Origin of the sequence: Microbacterium paraoxydans, from assembly GCF_900105335.1 — a bacterium.
Lineage (GTDB): Bacteria > Actinomycetota > Actinomycetes > Actinomycetales > Microbacteriaceae > Microbacterium > Microbacterium paraoxydans.
Genome location: NZ_LT629770.1, coordinates 81,806 through 98,649, shown reverse-complemented (window position 1 = coordinate 98,649; position 16,844 = coordinate 81,806). Strand labels below are relative to the sequence as shown.

Annotated in this window: 13 protein-coding genes; 2 read left to right on the top strand and 11 right to left on the bottom strand. The window is 70.0% G+C overall.

Annotated features, from left to right (window positions below; genetic code table 11):
- Positions 1-2 precede the first annotated feature (2 nt).
- Positions 3-665, bottom strand: a complete 663-nt coding sequence (locus BLU02_RS00665; RefSeq protein WP_060922658.1) for a GntR family transcriptional regulator — start codon at positions 663-665, stop codon at positions 3-5.
- 74 nt (positions 666-739) lie between these two features.
- On the opposite strand from BLU02_RS00665, the gene BLU02_RS00660 reads away from it, so the two are divergent.
- Positions 740-3,574 (top strand): FAD-binding and (Fe-S)-binding domain-containing protein, encoded by a 2,835-nt coding sequence (locus tag BLU02_RS00660; protein ID WP_060922657.1) that lies wholly within the window; start codon positions 740-742, stop codon positions 3,572-3,574.
- 58 nt (positions 3,575-3,632) lie between these two features.
- Here the strand turns inward: BLU02_RS00660 and BLU02_RS00655 are convergent, their stop codons facing one another.
- From BLU02_RS00655 to BLU02_RS00630, 6 genes are all read right to left on the bottom strand, one after another.
- Complete coding sequence (locus BLU02_RS00655; protein WP_060922656.1) at positions 3,633-4,982, bottom strand: alpha-L-fucosidase; 1,350 nt, start codon at positions 4,980-4,982, stop codon at positions 3,633-3,635.
- Positions 4,979-6,526: a M81 family metallopeptidase gene (locus BLU02_RS00650; protein ID WP_303621141.1), complete on the bottom strand. Its 1,548-nt coding sequence runs from the start codon at positions 6,524-6,526 to the stop codon at positions 4,979-4,981. The genes BLU02_RS00655 and BLU02_RS00650 overlap by 4 nt, the downstream gene beginning before the upstream one ends.
- Positions 6,527-6,591: 65 nt before the next feature.
- Positions 6,592-7,566 (bottom strand): ROK family protein, encoded by a 975-nt coding sequence (locus BLU02_RS00645; protein ID WP_083370842.1) that lies wholly within the window; start codon positions 7,564-7,566, stop codon positions 6,592-6,594.
- Positions 7,563-8,477 (bottom strand): carbohydrate ABC transporter permease, encoded by a 915-nt coding sequence (locus BLU02_RS00640; RefSeq protein WP_060920974.1) that lies wholly within the window; start codon positions 8,475-8,477, stop codon positions 7,563-7,565. Before BLU02_RS00640 ends, BLU02_RS00645 begins: the two co-directional genes overlap by 4 nt.
- Complete coding sequence (locus tag BLU02_RS00635; protein ID WP_060920975.1) at positions 8,467-9,372, bottom strand: carbohydrate ABC transporter permease; 906 nt, start codon at positions 9,370-9,372, stop codon at positions 8,467-8,469. Before BLU02_RS00635 ends, BLU02_RS00640 begins: the two co-directional genes overlap by 11 nt.
- 43 nt (positions 9,373-9,415) lie before the next feature.
- Positions 9,416-10,675: an ABC transporter substrate-binding protein gene (locus BLU02_RS00630; RefSeq protein WP_060920976.1), complete on the bottom strand. Its 1,260-nt coding sequence runs from the start codon at positions 10,673-10,675 to the stop codon at positions 9,416-9,418.
- Positions 10,676-10,874: 199 nt separating this feature from the next.
- Between BLU02_RS00630 and BLU02_RS00625 the strand changes: the two genes are divergently transcribed.
- Positions 10,875-12,026 carry an ROK family transcriptional regulator gene (locus BLU02_RS00625; RefSeq protein WP_060920977.1) on the top strand — a complete coding sequence of 384 codons (1,152 nt, stop codon included), beginning with the start codon at positions 10,875-10,877 and terminating at the stop codon, positions 12,024-12,026.
- 19 nt (positions 12,027-12,045) lie between these two features.
- On the opposite strand, the gene BLU02_RS00620 is transcribed toward BLU02_RS00625, so the two are convergent.
- The 4 genes from BLU02_RS00620 to BLU02_RS00605 all read right to left on the bottom strand — a co-directional run bounded on the left by BLU02_RS00620 (position 12,046) and on the right by BLU02_RS00605 (position 16,814).
- Positions 12,046-13,311: an alpha-L-fucosidase gene (locus tag BLU02_RS00620; RefSeq protein WP_060920978.1), complete on the bottom strand. Its 1,266-nt coding sequence runs from the start codon at positions 13,309-13,311 to the stop codon at positions 12,046-12,048.
- Positions 13,312-13,413: 102 nt separating this feature from the next.
- Positions 13,414-14,442, bottom strand: a complete 1,029-nt coding sequence (gene ilvC / locus BLU02_RS00615; protein WP_060920979.1) for a ketol-acid reductoisomerase — start codon at positions 14,440-14,442, stop codon at positions 13,414-13,416.
- A 59-nt stretch (positions 14,443-14,501) separates the two neighbouring features.
- On the bottom strand, positions 14,502-15,011 hold the full coding sequence (ilvN, locus tag BLU02_RS00610) for an acetolactate synthase small subunit (RefSeq protein WP_025103268.1): 510 nt from the start codon (positions 15,009-15,011) through the stop codon (positions 14,502-14,504).
- Positions 15,012-15,014: 3 nt separating this feature from the next.
- A complete protein-coding gene (locus BLU02_RS00605) occupies positions 15,015-16,814 on the bottom strand; it encodes an acetolactate synthase large subunit (RefSeq protein WP_060920980.1) in 1,800 nt (599 codons plus the stop codon).
- Positions 16,815-16,844 lie beyond the last annotated feature (30 nt).

Here is a 16,844-nt window from a genome sequence, read left to right as displayed (position 1 = left end):
CGTCAGGAGCCGTGCAGGGCCTCGACGAGACGGTCCTCGGCCGAGGCGAGGTGGGCACGCAGCACGGCGGCCGCGCGCTCCGCGTCCCCGGCGGCGACGGCCTCGAGCATCTCGGCGTGCTGCGCGGCGATGAGTTCCGCGTCGAGGAGACGCCGCCCCTGCACCTGCGCCATGCACAACCGCACCTCGTCCAGCACGCTCCGGTACATGCGACTGGTGCGCTCGCTTCCCAGCGCGTCGATGAGGGCCGTGTGGAAACGGAGGTCGGGATCGACCGTCGCGGGATCGGGGCCCGGTGCCATCGCCTGCAACTCGGCGTTCGCCGCCACAGCGGCCGCCGGCACGGCCGCGCTCTCCGCCAGCTCGCGCAGCGCCGCACTCTCCAGCCGGATCCGCGTGCGGTAGACGTCGCGGACGGTCTCCGCCTCGATGCCGACCACACGCGCCGTGCGATGCGCCGTCCGGACGAGCAGTCCACTGGCCACGAGCTGCTCGATGGCCGCTTTCGCGCTGGGCCGGGCGACGCCGTAGGTCTGGGAGACGGCCGCCTCGGTCAGCGGCTCCCCCGAGCGGATCTCGCCGGAGAGGATCCGGGTGCGCAGCTGTCCGGTCACGGCATCGACCACGCCGACCACGCCGAGGGGGCGCTCCGCGATCGAGGTCATGCGGAACAGTCTAGTGAGACGCCCGTCGTTCAGTACACTTGTCAGACAATCTTCGAGCGGAGCAGAGGAGCACCGTGCCCACCACCCTCGACCACCCCCTCGATCCCGCACTGTTGGGGACCGAGACGCAGGTCCACGCCCGATCCATCGACCGGTTCGCCCGCGCCCACGACGCCTCGCATTACCTGCTCGTCCCGGACGCAGTGCTCTCCCCCGCGGACGCGGAGGGCGTCGCCCGCGCGTTCACAGCGGTCCGGGCGGCCGGGCGTACGCTCACGTTCCGCTCCGGCGGCACCAGCCTCTCCGGGCAGGGCATCAGCGGCGACATCCTCGTCGACACGCGCAGCCACTTCCGCGACATACACATCGAGGAGGACGGCGCCGCGGTGCGGGTCGGCCCCGGGGCCACGGTCCGGCAGGTGAACACACGGCTGTCCCGGTACCGCCGCAAGCTCGGACCGGATCCGGCCAGCGAGATCGCCTGCACGATCGGCGGCGTCGTCGCCAACAACTCCAGCGGCATGGCCTGCGGCATCACGGAGAACTCGTACCAGACGATCACCTCGATGGTCGTCGTGCTGCCCAGCGGCACCGTGCTGGACACCGGACGGGCGGACGCCGCGGATGTGCTCCGCGCCGCGGAACCCGCCCTGTTCGCCGGGCTGTCGTCGCTCCGGGAGCGGCTGCTCGCCGCGCCCGAGAACGTCGCCTTCCTCCGACAGCAGTTCTCGATGAAGAACACCATGGGCTACGGCCTGAACGCCCTGCTCGACTTCGACGACCCGGTGCGGATCCTCGAACACCTCCTCATCGGATCGGAAGGGACCCTCGGCTTCGTCGCGGAGGCCCGTTTCCGCACCATCGAGGTGCGCCCCGCGATCGCCACCGGCCTGCTCGTCTTCGAGACTCTGTCGGCGGCGATGACCGCGCTCCCCGCTCTCACGGAGCTCGGACTCGCGACGATCGAGCTCCTGGACGCCGCCTCACTGCGCGTCGCCCAGGGCCTGAGCGACGTCCCGGCCGCGATCTCCGAGATCGACGTGCAGGGCCACGCCGGGCTCCTCGTCGAGGTGCACGCCGTGGATGACGACGCCCTCGCCGTCGCGAGCGCATCAGCGCAGGCGCACTTCGATGCCCTCCCCCTCGCCGTCGCCCCGCGACTGACCACGGATGCGGGAGAGCGCGCCGCGCTGTGGCACGTCCGCAAGGGCCTCTACACGGCGGTCGCCGGAGCGCGGCCGTCCGGCACGACCGCTCTCCTCGAAGACATCGTCGTCCCCGTCCCCCGGCTGCTGGCCACCTGCGAACGCCTGATCGAGCTGTTCGCGGAACACGGCTACGAGGGGTCCGTCATCTTCGGGCACGCGAAGGACGGCAACGTCCACTTCCTGCTGAACGAGCGTTTCGACGACCCCGACAGCGTGGCGCGGTACCGCCGCTTCACGGACGACCTCGTCGAGCTCGTCCTCGCGCAGGAGGGATCCCTCAAGGCCGAGCACGGCACCGGCCGCATCATGGCGCCGTTCGTGCGGCGGCAGTACGGCGACGAGCTCACCGACATGATGTGGGAGATCAAGCGGCTGTTCGATCCGGACGGGATCCTCAACCCCGGGGTCGTGCTCTCCGACGACCCGGACTCCTATCTGCAGGATCTGAAGCGCGTGCCCACGGTCGAGCGCGAGGTGGACCGCTGCGTCGAGTGCGGCTACTGCGAGCCCACGTGCCCGAGCAAGAGCATCACGCTCACACCCCGGCAGCGCATCGTGCTGCGCCGGGACATGGCCTGGGCCGAGGAGCAGGGCGACACGGCGCTGCTGCGGGACCTCCGCGCCGACTACGACTACGACGGCGTGCAGACCTGCGCGGTCGACGGCATGTGCGGCGCCGCGTGTCCGGTGGACATCAACACCGGCGACCTCGTCCGCCGCCTCCGCGCCGAGCAGGAGAACGCCGTGGAGGGGGCCGCGTGGGGAACGGCGGCGAAGCACTGGAGCACCGTCACGCGCGCCGGCGGCGTCGCCCTCACGGTCGCCGACGCTCTCCCCGTCCCGCTCGTGCGCGGCGCGACGCGGGTCGGACGCGGGGTGCTCGGCGCCGATACCGTGCCCCTCTACGACGGCGGCCTCCCCCGCGGCGGCACCGCGCCGCCCCGACCGGTCTCACCGCCCGATGCCCAGGCCGTCTTCTTCGGCGCCTGCATCGGTACGATGTTCGGCCCGGAGGACGAGGGTCCCGGTTCCCGCGACGCCCTGCGCGCCCTGCTCGACCGCGCCGGGATCCCCGTCGTGGTCCCGGAGGAGAACGGCGGGCTCTGCTGCGGGACGCCGTGGAAGTCCAAGGGACACCTCGACGGGTATCGCCTCATGTCGGCCCGGGTGCTGGCCTCGCTCTGGGACGCCAGCCGCCACGGCGAGCTCCCGGTCGTCTGCGATGCGGCCTCCTGCACCGAGGGCCTCGACGTGATGCTCACCCAGGCCGTCGCCGCGCACCCGGAGTACGCGGGGCTGCGCATCGAGGACGCCACCACGTTCGTCGCGCGGGAGGTGCTGCCGCGCCTTTCCGTCGATGCGAAGCTCCCCTCGATCGCCGTGCACCCGACCTGCTCGACGACCGCGCTCGGCGCGACCGGGGCACTGACGGCGATCGCTGCCGCCGTCGCCGACGAGGTCTTCGTGCCGGACGGCTGGGGCTGCTGCGCGTTCGCCGGCGACCGCGGCATGCTGCACCCCGAGCTCACCGCGAGCGCGACGGCGCAGGAATCGGCCGAGGTGGCCGCAGCCGATACGGCCCGCGGCGGCTTCGACGCCTTCGTGTCGGCCAACCGCACGTGCGAGATCGGCATGACCCGCGCCACCGGCCGCCCGTACCGCCACGTGATCGAGGTTCTCGAGGAGCGCACGCGCCCCTAGCTCAGCGACGAAGGGCCCCCGTCGGATCACCGACGGGGGCCATTCTGCGGAGCGTGTGTCAGGCGCCGTGCGCGGTGAGCACGGCGACCGGAGCCTCGCGGAGACCGGCCGGGATCACGATGCGGGTCGTGCCGCCGTCCACGGTCGCGTGGGCCGGGGTCCCGTCGGCCCACGACAGCGCGGCGGCCGCGAGCTCGGACGGCAGCTCGAACTCGCCTGCCGCCGGGTCGAGCGCATGCACGTGCACCGCGTCGGTGGAGGTGGTGTAGCGACGAGGAGCCCCCGTCCGCTCCCCCATCCGCATCCAGGGCCGCGTGCCGTAGATCGCCGCGCCGTTCACGGACAGCCAGCCGCCGAGCTCCTGCATCGCCTTCCGCTGCAGCGCCGGAATGGATCCGTCCGCCGCGGGGCCCACGTTGATGAGCAGGTTGCCGTTCTTCGCGACGACGTCGACGAGGAGCCGGACCAGGGCCGCACCGGAGAGCGAGTGCCGCTCGTCCTCCGCCTGGTTGAACCCGAACGAGTAGCCGAGCCCGCGGGTCGACTCCCAGGGCTCGGGGATGATGTCCGGGATGTCCGTGTATTCGCGGGTGAGGAAGCCGTGGTACGGCACGCCCCACCGGTCGTTGACGACGCCGTCCGGGACGGCGTCGAAGTAACGCCGTAGCAGTGCGGCCACGGCGTAGTCCTCCGTGCCCTTGCCGCCGTCCGGCCACTCGATGTCGTTCCAGAGCACGTCGGGCGCGAACCGGTCCACGAGCTCCTCGAGCTGCGCGGCGGCGTACCGGGAGAAGTGCGCGTCGTTGCGACGGAACCGGAACAGGTCGGTGTCCGACTCGATCGGCGGGAAGTCGCTCACGTGCCAGTCGAGCGCTCCGGAGTAGTACACGCCGAACTTGGCTCCGGCCCGCCGCGTGGCGTCGTGGAACTCGGAGATGAGGTCACGACGAGGGCCGCGCGCAACGGCGTTGAATCCCGTCGTGGCGGTGTCCCACAGACAGAACCCCTCGTGGTGCTTGGTCGTGGGCACGACGTAACGCGCCCCCGCCGACACGAGCTCACCGACGAAGGCGTCAGCATCGAAGGCGTCGGCGTCCCACTGGTCGGCGAGGTCCTCGTACGAGGTCCCTGGGCCGTAGGTGCGCTGGTGACGCTCCCACGTCGGGCTGCCCTGGATGCGCACCGTGTTGCCGTACCACTCCGCGTACTGGTGCCACGCATAGGCGTCCTCGGTGGGGATGTTCACGCCCTCCCCGTGCTGCACGGCCCACGCCGGCACGGAGTACAGCCCCCAGTGCACGAAGAAGCCGAGCTTGGCGTCGCGGTACCAGTCCGGCACGCCGTTCGCGGGGTAGACCGGGGACGCCGCACCGAAGTCGGGGCCGGTGCGCTTCTCGAAGTTCATCATGATGCCGTGTCCTCCTCGTCGGCCCCGCGGCGCACGACCACCGCGGTCAGATCGGGGTCGCCTGTCGTGTCGAACGGGAACACCCCGGGGCGCAGGCGATGGTGTCCGAGGCGGAGCAGGTCCTGGTCCACCCCGCCCGGGGTGAGCGCCAGCGTCCATCCCGCCGCCAGCTCATACAGCTCCGGCTCCAGGTAGCCGATCTTCACGACCACGACGTCGGCCGTCGTCGGCTCGAGCCCCAGCATCCGGAAGTCGGAGAGGTGGTGGAAGGGCTTGCGGCGCGCGGTCACGATGGCGTGCAGCCCGCCGACAGCGATCACCACCTGGGTGCCGGCGTCCGGGTCGCCGTCGGTGACGGAGAACACCGTGCCGGTGATCTCGACCGGTCCGTGGGGCCCGGAGTCGACCGCGGCGCCGGCGGACAGCGTGACCGTCGCACCGACGCCCGCCTCCACGGCTTCGGCGACGGCCCGCGGATCGAAGATCGAGGCGACCAGCGTCGTGTGCGTCCCGTCGGTGAGCTCGGGTCGCTGGAGCAGCTGGGCGAGGGTCCAGGTCACGTCGCCCGCTCCCCCGGCCGTAGGGTTGTCCCCGGAGTCGGAGATCACGTACGGACGCGGGGCTCCGGACGCCAGGGCCTCCTCCAGCGCCTCGTCGAGGCTTCCGGTCTTCGCGACGAAGACGAAATCCTCCCGCGCCTCCCAGAACATCCGGGCTACGCGCTCCGCCTCCCGGGCGATGACCTCACGGTCGTCCCCGGTGACCACGACGTAGGCCTGGCAGCGCGGCTCGTCCGCCCACGCGTAGCCGATCCACACGGAGGCGTCGACGACACCGGGCAGAGCCTCGATCTCGGGGAGCTCGGCATAGATGCCCTGCGCGGGCTCGAGCCGCGTGCTCGTCTTCTCCCCCGGCAGGAGCACAGGCACGGGCACCCAGGCGGTGAAGGGTCGCCGCGCCTGCACATCGCCGCCGTGCGGTCCACGGAGACGGTCGAGCAGGTTCCACACCGCCCGCTCCTTCGTGTTCAGCCAGTCCTCGTGCGGGGCCATGCGGTAGCAGGTGAGCAGATCCACCGCGTCGCGCAGGGTCTCCGAGACCTTGCCGTGCAGGTCCATCGACGTGGAGACGAGGGTGTCCGGGCCGAGAGCCTCCCGCACCGCGAGAGCCAGATCGCCCTCGGCATCGTCCATCCCGACGACGCTCATCGCGCCGTGGATGTCGAAGAAGAAGCCGTCGAACGGGCCCTGCGTGCGGATCCCCTCGACGAGGGCGTCCTTCATCCGCCGATAGGTGTCCGGGTCCACGGCGCCGCCGGGGAGCGACCGCCCGTGCGTGAGCGGGACCCACTCCGCCGCCTCGGCGAGCTCGCGTCCGGCGTCGAGGAACGGGTAGTACGCCCGCAGTGCATCGCCGGTGCGGATCGTGAAGGCCTCGTCCCCGGAGATGTGCGGGGAGAAGGTGCTCGACTCGATGGAGATGCCGCCGATGCCGATCCGGGGCCGCGCGAGCCCGCCCTCGGCGAGCGGCGGCAGCGGACCCATCCAGATCTCGTGGGCTTCCGGGCGTGCGGTCACGGTGGTGTTCTCCTCTGCGGTCGCAGTCGTGGTCAGGAAACGGGGGCGAGGGCGCGTCGGGCGCTCTCGATGGCGCCGAGCGCGACGGCGTCGGCTCCGAGGACGGCGGGGACGACGCGCAGCGCGATGCCCGACACCGGGGCATCGGTACCGAGCGTCCGCTCGATCGACGGCTCCAGGAGGTCCCAGGCGGCCGTGACCCCGCCGCCGACGATGGCGATCGGCAGGTCGAGGAGCGTCGCGGCACTGGCGCAGGCGAGAGCGAGCGCCCGTCCGGCGGCGTCGAACACCGCGCGGGCGTCGGCGTCACCCGCCCGGGCGGCCTCCGCCACCTCCCTGGCATCGCTCACCGAGCGCCCGGTGCGCTCCTCGAACCGCCGGGCGATCGACGTCCCGGAGGCCAGGGTCTCCAGGTGACCGGTCTGCCCGCAGGTGCAGACGAGGTCGCTGTAACCGGGCGTGTGCCCGATCTCGCCGGCCGCGCCGTGCGGGCCGTGGTGCAGCTCCCCGCCGATGACCAGCGCGCCGCCGACGCCCGTGCCGAGCATCACACCGAGCACATCGGGCACGCTCGGACCCGCCGCGGCGGCTTCACCGAGGAGGAAGGCGTTCACGTCGTTCTCCACCCGCACCGGGACACCGAGGCGCTGCGCCAGCTCCGGGCCGAGCGGGAAGCCCGCCCAGTCCGCGAACAGGGCGGACGCGGCGCGGATGGTGCCGCTCTCGTGGTCGATGACGCCCGCGGCGCCCACCCCCACCGCGGCGACGGCGACACCGGCCTCGGCCGCCAGCCGCGCGACGAGACCGGCCGCCGCATCCGCCATCGCCGGGCCGCCGACGCTGGCGGGTGCCGGCACGCTTCCGCGTGCGAGGACGTCTCCGAAGGCGTCCACGACGAGGGCCGCGATCTTCGTGCCCCCGATGTCCACCCCCGCCAGCGCCAGGTCGGATCCGAGGCCCGTGGTCGTTCGTCGAGGGTCGTCCGTCTGCTGCCCGACCGCGCTCATCGTCCGCCCAGTCCGGCCATCGCGATGCCCTTGACCAGATGCTTCTGCAGCACGATCACGAGCAGGGTGGTGGGGATCATCGAGATGATCGCTGCGGCCATCTGCAGGTCCCAGCGGGTGCCGGTGAGGCCGGCGAAGCTCGCCAGACCGACGGGCAGCGTGCCGTGCGCGTTGTAGTCGACCGTGACGATGAGGGGCCAGAGGTAGCTGTTCCAGAAGGACAGGAACGTGAAGACCGCGAGCACCGCGACCGCGGACTTCGACAGCGGCAGGATGATCTGCAGGAAGGACCGGACAGGGCCGGCGCCGTCGACACGGGCCGCCTCCTCCAGCTCGTAGGGGATGCCGCGGAAGAACTGCCGCATCAGGAACGTGCCGAAGGCGCCGAACGCGAAGGGAAGGATGAGCGCCTGATAGGTGTCGACCCAGTTGAACCACTGCATGACCTGGAACATGGGGATGACGAGCACCTCGGCGGGCACCATCAGCGTGGCCAGGAAGAGGACGAAGACCGCGTCGCGGCCTTTCCAGCGCAGGCGCCCGAACGCGTATCCGGCGGTCGTGGACACCACGAGCACGACCAGGGTGCCGCCGATCGCCACGATGAACGAGTTCATGATGTACGTCAGGAACGGTCCGTAGGCGAAGACGTCGACGAAGTTGCTCCAGCGGAGCTCGGAGCCCACGAGCGTCGGCGGCATCGAGAACATCTCGGAGTTCGGCTTGAGGGCCGAGAAGAACGCGTAGACGAGCGGCGCGATGAAGATGAGCGCCGCGACGTAGATGGTGACGTGCGCGAGGATCAGTCGGGCGCGCGCGCCCGGCGTGGTCGCCGCACCACGCGCCTTCTCCCGCTCGCGCTGACGCCGCGGGGCGGTGCCGGTGGGCCGGACGAGGGTCTCAGTGCTCATAGTGCACCCACTTCTTCTGTGCGGCGAACTGGATGCCCGTGATCGCGATGATGATCGCGAACAGGATCCACGCGGCGGCGGCGGCGAGTCCGAGATCGCCGAAGGTGAAGCCCTGCTCCCAGATGTACATCACGAGGGGCTTGGTGGCGTTGCCGGGGCCGCCTCCGGTGAGCATCTGCGGCTGGACGAAGACCTGGAGCGAGGTGATCATCGTCATGATCGTCGCGAAGAAGATCGACGGTGAGATCATCGGGATGATGATGCTCCACACACGCCGGATGCCCTGTGCGCCATCGATACTGGCCGCTTCCAGGACGCTCTCCGGGAGCTGCTCGAGGGCGGCGGAGAAGATCAGCATGTTGTAGCCGAGTCCCTGCCAGACGCTCATCACGACGACCATGATCATCGCCCAGTTGGGGTCGGCGAGGAAGTTCGGCAGCTCGATGCCGAACCAGGTGACCGAGAGGCCGTTGAAGAGCCCCTGCGGCTGCAGCATCATCTTCCACACCAGGACGTTCGCGACCATCGGGGTCACGACGGGGATGAAGAAGAGGACGCGCAGGGCACCGCGGCCGCGGATGCGGGGGCCGAGGCCGAGGGCGAGCACGAGCGAGAGAGCGACGCTCAACGGCACGTACAGCAGCGTGTACACGGCCGAGTTGCGCAGCGCGGGCCAGAAGTCCGGGCTGCTGGTGAACAGCTTGACGTAGTTGTCCACCCCGTTGAAGGTGCGTTCGCCGAAGGTCGGCCAGTCGAAGACGCTCATCACGATCGAGAGCCCCACGGGCACGATCGTGAACAGGGCGAGGCCCACCAGGGCCGGGCTTGCGAAACCCAGCGCCTGGCGGCCCTCGACCTTGGCGAGCGATCCTCGACGTCTCGTCGTGATCGTCATCTCGTTGTCTTTCTCTGTTACTGCTGTGCGGGCCGGATCCGGCTCACTCGCCGAACTGCGCCTGGGCGTTCGACAGCAGCTCCTCCATCGTCATCTGGCCGTTGTAGACGCTGACGAGGTTGGGCTGGATGTAGCTGTCGAGCTTCTGCCAGTTCTTGGTCATGTACAGCGGCACCGTGTCACCGAACGCGGCCTCGAACACCGACTGGACCTGGTCGCGGTACTGCTCGTCGATCGACTCGAAGTACAGCGGCTGCGACGAGATGCGGGCCGGGTAGGAGCGGCCGGACGACGCGATGTAGTCCTGCGCGTCCTCGCCGACGAGGGAGCCGAGCACCTTCAGCGCGGCCTCCGGGTTCTTGCAGTTCTCGGCGATGCCGTAGCCGGAGCCGAGGATGGGACCGGGGTTGCCGTCCACACCCGCGGGCAGCGGCACCATGCCGGCGGCGAAGCCGGACTCGTTGTTGAGGTAGCTGACGGCGTTCCAGGTGCCGTCGACGGCCATGGCCGCGTTGCCACCCGTGTACTGGTTCTCGCCCCAGCCGGTGTCGGAGGCGGAGGCGACCGGAGCCGCGACCTTCTTCTCCGTGACCAGGCCGGCGTACCAGGACGCGGCGTCGACGAAGTCCTCGTCGTCGATGTGCAGCGTGCCGTCCTCGGAGGCGGGCTGCGTGGCGGAGTACGCGATCGGCATCGACATCCACTGGTAGCCGCCCATGCCCATGCCGAAGCCGTACTTGCCGTCCTTCGTGGCGTCGGCGGCGATCGTGTCGAAGTCGTCGAACGTCCAGCCGATCTCCGGCGTGGCGGCACCGGCGGCGCTGAGCATGTCCTGGTTGTAGTAGACGAGCATCGTGGCGACGTCGAACGGCACGCCGTAGACCTTGCCCTCGAAGCTGAGGATGCCGTCGGCGCTCGGGTTGAACTCCGACCAGTCGATGCCCGCGGTCTTGAGATCCTCGTCGCTGAGCTCGCGGAAGCCGGCCGTGTAGCCGCCGAGCTGCGCGCCGCTCATGCCGGTGATGCACGCCATGTTGCCGCTGGCCATGTTGGTCGTGAGCTTGGTGAAGAAGTCGCTCCACGGCGACGTCTGCAGCTTGATCTTGATGTCCGGGTTCTGCTTCTGCGCGAACTCGATCTGCGCCTCCAGCGCATCGACGTCCGACTCGCTGCCGGCCCACATGTCCACGACGATGGTGTCGCCGTCGGCCGAGCCTCCGGATCCCCCGCTGCTCGCACAGCCGGTCATCGCCACGGCCACGCCCGCGACAGCGGCGACAGCCCCCACACGCAACTTCTTCATTGAATGCCTCCTGAGAACGGAACGGTTATTTCGAGACTCGAACTAACCAATTAGGATTTCGTATGAAGTTACGCTGTCATAGTTCGCAAGGTGCCGCAAGCTGAACATCCGATGTTTATAGGGTGGTGATAATTCGTCACTCCCCCGAAACATGCGACACCCCCGCTACGCTGACGATGCTCCGAGACGAAGGGCCTCCATGACGAACCCCGCCGACACCCCCGTCGACGATCCGCACACACGGCGCATCCTCGACTTCGTCGCGCGCGGGCAGGCCCGCTCCCGCTCGGAGCTCGCCTCCGCCCTCGGCGTGGCCGCCTCCACCGTCGGCCTGCGCGTACAGGCGCTTCTCGATGCCGGCGTGCTGGAGGAGGCCGGGGCCGGCACCTCCCGCGGGGGGCGACGGCCGCGCGTGCTCCGGATCGCCGGCGACGGCATCGTGCTGTCCGCCGATCTCGGCGGGCGCCATGCCCGCATCGGGCGGCACGACCTCAGCGGCGGCCTGCTCCACTCGGAGACCATCGCGATCGACGTCGCGGACGGTCCGGAGGCCACCTTGGAGAGAGTGTCGGAGGTGTTCGAGCGCCTGATCGCCGAGACGCGGGTCCACGCGATCGGCGTGAGCCTGCCCGGCCCCGTCGACGTCGCGACCGGCTCCGTGGATCAGCCCTCGCGGATGCCGGGGTGGCCTGGATTCCGCGTCGGCGAGCACCTCGCGGAGCGCCACGGCGTCCCCGTCGTCGTCGACAACGACGCCAATCTCGCCGCCCTCGGCGAGCACCGTCGCCAGCTCGGGCACACCCAGCACAGCATCACCGTCAAGGCGGGCACCGCGATCGGCAGCGGGATCATCGTGGACGGCCATATCCACCGCGGGGCCACCGCTGCGGCCGGCGACATCACGCACACGCGCATCGACGGCAGCGGGGACATCCCCTGCTCCTGCGGCAACACCGGCTGCCTGGAGACCGTGGCCAGCGGCGCGAGCCTCGTCCGCCAGATGCGCGAGCGCGGCAACACCGACGTCCGCACCACGGCCGACGTGCTGACACTGGCACGGGACGCGGACCCGCTGGCGACGACGCTCGTCCGCACCGCCGGGACCCACCTGGGTCAGGCGCTCTCCGGGGTCGTGAACTTCTTCAACCCGCACGCCCTCTTCCTCACCGGGAGCATGAGCGCCTCCGAGCCGTTCATCGCCGCGGTGCGCAGCCGGGTCTACGAGGCCTGCCACCCGCTCGCGACCCAGCGCCTGCGGATCGAGGCCGCGGCCACCGGCGCGGACGCGATCCTGCACGGCGCCGCACGCCTCGCGCTGGAGGGCATGGAGATCCCGGTGGCGACGGCCTGAGCCGCCGCCACCGACGGCCTCACTCCCCTGTCAGGCGCAGCTCGATGACCGGCATCAGCACGTCGGGACGCCGTACCGGGAGATGCACCGTGAGCGTCCCCTCGGCCTCGCCTGCCGGCGTCATCAGGTCGGCCTGCTGGTCCGGGTCGCTGATGCTCGTGCGCAGCCAGGACCCGTCGTTCAGCAGGCGCGCATACGAGACCCTGCCCGCGAGTCCCGGCAGATGCACGAAGCCCAGCGGCCAACTGAACAGGCTCAGGTAGAGCCGGTCGCCGCGGAGCGTGTACACGCCCTCTCGGGGCGGCGTGAACGGCGCATGACCGGCCCCGATCACGGCGCGGTCGTGGAGCCGCATCCACTCGCCGATCTCGGCGAGGGTCGCCGCGTCCCGGGGGGCGATCGCCCCGCGGCCATCCGGACCGATGTTGAGCAGCATGTTGCCGCCCATCGACACCGAGTCGACGAGCATCTGCACGAGCAGCACCGGCGACTTCTGGTCGGTGTTGTCCCGGTGATAGCCCCAGGAGCCGTTGAGCGTCTGGCACGCCTCCCACACGAGGGGCACGCCGTCGCGGACGATCGGAGCCGTCGGCTGGTACTGCTCTGGCGTCACGAAGTCCGCGGGGATGCCGAGCCGGTCGTTGACGAGCATCTCCGGCTGCAGCTCACGGCACAGCGCGAGCAGCGCCTCGGCGTCCCAGTCCTGCGGCCCCTTCCCCTCCCAGCCGTCCTTGGACTCCGGGTAGGTGAAGTCGAAGAACAGGTAGTCGATGTCGCCGTACTCGGTGAGCAGCTCGCGGACCTGACCATGCAGGTACTCCCGGTAGCGGGCCATGTCGCGCCCCTCGTTCAGGGCGTGCGCGTTCTCGTCGTCGCGTCGGGGGTGGTTCCAGTCCACCGTGAAGTCGGGGTGATGCCAGTCGATGACCGAGTGGTAGAGGCCGACGCGGATCCCTTCGGCACGGAGGGCGTCGACGTACTCGCGGACGAGGTCCCGTCCGACCGCCGTGACGGAGGTGAAGTCGGTCAGCTTCGAGTCCCAGAGGCAGAAGCCGTCATGGTGCTTGGTCGTGAGCACGACGTAGCCCATCCCCGTCTCCTTGGCGGTCTTCGCCAGGGCCGCGGCATCGAAGAGGTCGGGATCGAAGTTGTCGAAATAGGGGCGGTACTCCTCGTCGGTGAGGCGTTCGTAGTTCTGCACCCACTCGTGCCGCGCGGCTCCGCTGTAGAGGCCGAAGTGGACGAACATGCCGAAGCGGGCGTCATCAAACCATTCCTGTCGCATGCGTCCATCCTGGCACAGACATCCGATGTCTGCGCCCGTGAATGCTGTGCGGAACGCCGAACGGGCGCCCCCGAGGGGACGCCCGTTCGTTCGCGAGTCGAATCAGCGCGCGGCGCTGCCGTCGACGTAGTCCTCGTCCTGCTGCTTCCAGGCGAAGAGCGAACGCAGCTCCTTGCCGGTCGCCTCGATCGGGTGCTGCTCCTCCTTGGCGCGGAGGGCGAGGAACTCCTCGGCCCCGTTGTCCTGGTCCTCGATGAAGCGCTTCGCGAACGCGCCGGACTGGATGTCGGACAGGACGCCCTTCATGCTCTCCTTGACGCGCTCGTCGATCACGCGCGGGCCGGACACGTAGTCGCCGAACTCGGCGGTGTCGGAGATCGACCAACGCTGCTTGGCGATGCCGCCCTCCCACATGAGGTCGACGATGAGCTTGAGCTCGTGCAGGACCTCGAAGTAGGCGATCTGCGGCTGGTAGCCTGCCTCGACGAGGGTCTCGAAGCCCGCCTGCACCAGGTGGCTCATGCCACCGCAGAGCACGGCCTGCTCGCCGAACAGGTCGGTCTCGGTCTCCTCGGTGAAGGTCGTCTTGATGACGCCGGCGCGGGTGCCGCCGATCGCCTTCGCGTACGAGAGCGCGAGGTCCCAGGCGTGACCGGACGCGTCGCGCTCGACGGCGATGATGTCCGGAATGCCGCGGCCGGCGACGAACTCGCGACGCACGGTGTGACCGGGAGCCTTCGGCGCGACGAGGATCACGTCGACACCCTCGGGAGCGTCGATGTAGCCGAAGCGGATGTTGAAGCCGTGCGCGAAGGCCAGGGTCTTGCCCGCCGTCAGGTTCGGGGCGATGGACTCGCTGTAGATCGTGCGCTGGTGCTGGTCCGGCGCGAGGATCATGATGACGTCGGCCCACTCGGTCGCCTCGGCGACGGTCTTCACGGGGAAGCCGGCCTCCTCGGCCTTCGCGGCGGACTTCGAGCCCTCCTTGAGGGCGATCGCGACCTCGACACCCGAGTCGCGCAGGTTCTGGGCGTGGGCGTGGCCCTGCGAGCCGTAGCCGACGATGGCGACCTTCTTGCCCTGGATCAGGGACAGGTCGGCGTCGTCGTCGTAGAAGATCTCGGTGCTCACTGGTTTCTCTCCTTGGTTGTGGTTGTGCGGGACGCGCGGTCCCTGAGTCTGTCGAAGGGTCAGCCGCGCAGGACGCGCTCGGTGATGCTCTTGCCGCCGCGGCCGATCGCGAGGAGGCCGGACTGGGCGATCTCCTTGATGCCGAAGGGCTCCAGAGCGCGCAGCAGCGCCTCGACCTTGCCCTTGTCTCCGGTGACCTCGATGACGAGGGCGTCGGCGGCGTAGTCGACGACCGAGGCGCGGAAGAGGTTGACGACCTCGATCACGTTCGAACGGCTGGCGTTGTCGGTGCGCACCTTCACGAGCATGTGCTCGCGCTGCACGGACGACGCCGGGTCGAGCTCGACGATCTTGATGACGTTGATCAGCTTGTTGAGCTGCTTGGTCACCTGCTCGAGCGGCAGCTCCTCCACGTCGACGACGACCGTGATGCGGGAGATCCCCGGCACCTCGGTCACGCCGACGGCGAGGGAGTCGATGTTGAAGCCCCGGCGCGCGAACAGGCCGGCGACGCGGGTCAGGAGGCCGGGGGTGTTCTCCACCAGCAGGCTCAGGACGTGGGTCGACATGGCTCAGTCCTCCTCGTCGAACGCGGGCGCGTGGTCGCGCGCGTACTGGACATAGCTGTTGCTGACCCCCTGCGGCACCATCGGCCACACCATGGAGTCGGCGCTCACGACGAAGTCGATCACGACGGGGCGGTCGTTCGTCTCCAGCGCGAGCTGGATGGCGGCGTCGACCTCCTCCTCCTTCTCCACGCGGATCGCGAGGCAGCCGTAGGCCTCCGCGAGCTTCACGAAGTCGGGGATGCGGATCGTGCCGTGCCCGGTGTTCAGGTCGGTGTTGGAATGACGGCCGTCGTAGAAGAGCGTCTGCCACTGCCGGACCATGCCCAGAGACGAGTTGTTGATGATCGCGACCTTGATCGGGATGTTGTTGATCGCGCAGGTGGCGAGCTCCTGATTGGTCATCTGGAAGCAGCCGTCGCCGTCGATCGCCCAGACCTGGCGTTCCGGCTCCGCGACCTTGGCGCCCATGGCCGCCGGCACCGAGTAGCCCATCGTGCCCGCGCCGCCGGAGTTCAGCCAGGCGTTCGGGCGCTCGTACTTGATGAACTGCGCAGCCCACATCTGGTGCTGCCCCACACCGGAGGCGAAGATGCCCTCCGGACCGGTGAGCTCTCCGATGCGCTGGATCACGTACTGCGGGGCGAGCAGCCCGTCGGTCGTCGGCGCGTACCCGAGGGGGAACTCGTTGCGGAGTCCGTCGAGGTACGACCACCACTCCTCGATGTCGGGCTTCGCGTCGGCCGTCGCTCCGCGGAAGGCGGCATCGAGATCGGTGAGCACGTCGCGCACATCGCCCACGATCGGCACGTCGGCCGCGCGGATCTTGGAGATCTCCGCCGGATCGATGTCGACGTGCACGACCTTCGCGTGCGGCGCGAACAGCGCGGCCTTGCCCGTGACGCGATCGTCGAACCGGGCGCCGAGCGAGACGAGGAGATCGGCCTCCTGCAGCGCGAGCACGGCGGGAACCGTGCCGTGCATGCCCGGCATGCCCAGGTGCTGCGGGTGCGAGTCGGGGAACGCGCCGCGCGCCATCAGCGTGGTGACGACGGGCGCGCCGGTCGACTCGGCGAGCTCGAGCAGCTCGGCCGCGGCACGGCCGCGGACGACGCCTCCACCCACGTACAGCACCGGCTTCTTCGCCTCGGCGAGGAGGGCGGCTGCCGCCTGGATCTGCTTGCCGTGCGCCTTGGTCACCGGTCGGTACCCGGGGAGGTCGATCTTCGGCGGCCACACGAACGGGGCCGTCGCCTGCTGCGCATCCTTGGTGATGTCCACGAGCACGGGACCGGGACGACCGGTGCCGGCGATCTCGTAGGCCGCGGCGATGGCACCGGGGATGTCGGCGGCGTCCTTCACCAGGAACGAGTGCTTGGTGATCGGCATCGTGATCCCCACGATGTCGGCCTCCTGGAACGCGTCCGTCCCCATCAGCGTCGAGAACACCTGGCCGGTGATCGCGAGCAGCGGCACCGAGTCCATGTAGGCGTCGGCGATCGCCGTGACGAGGTTGGTCGCTCCGGGACCGGAGGTGGCGATGCACACGCCGACCTTGCCGGACGCGGACGCGTAGCCCTCGGCCGCGTGACCCGCGCCCTGCTCGTGCCGCACGAGGATGTGGCGCAGCTGCGAGGCGTCCATGAGCGGGTCGTAGACCGGGAGGATCGCGCCGCCGGGAAGGCCGAAGACGTCCGTGACGCCGAGAAGCTCGAGCGAGCGGACGACGGCCTCCGCACCGGTGATCTCCGGAGCGGATGGACGGGCGGGCGGCCTCGGCACGGCCGAGACGGAGTCAGCAGTCATGACTTTCCTTCTGATGAACTGTGCGGGACA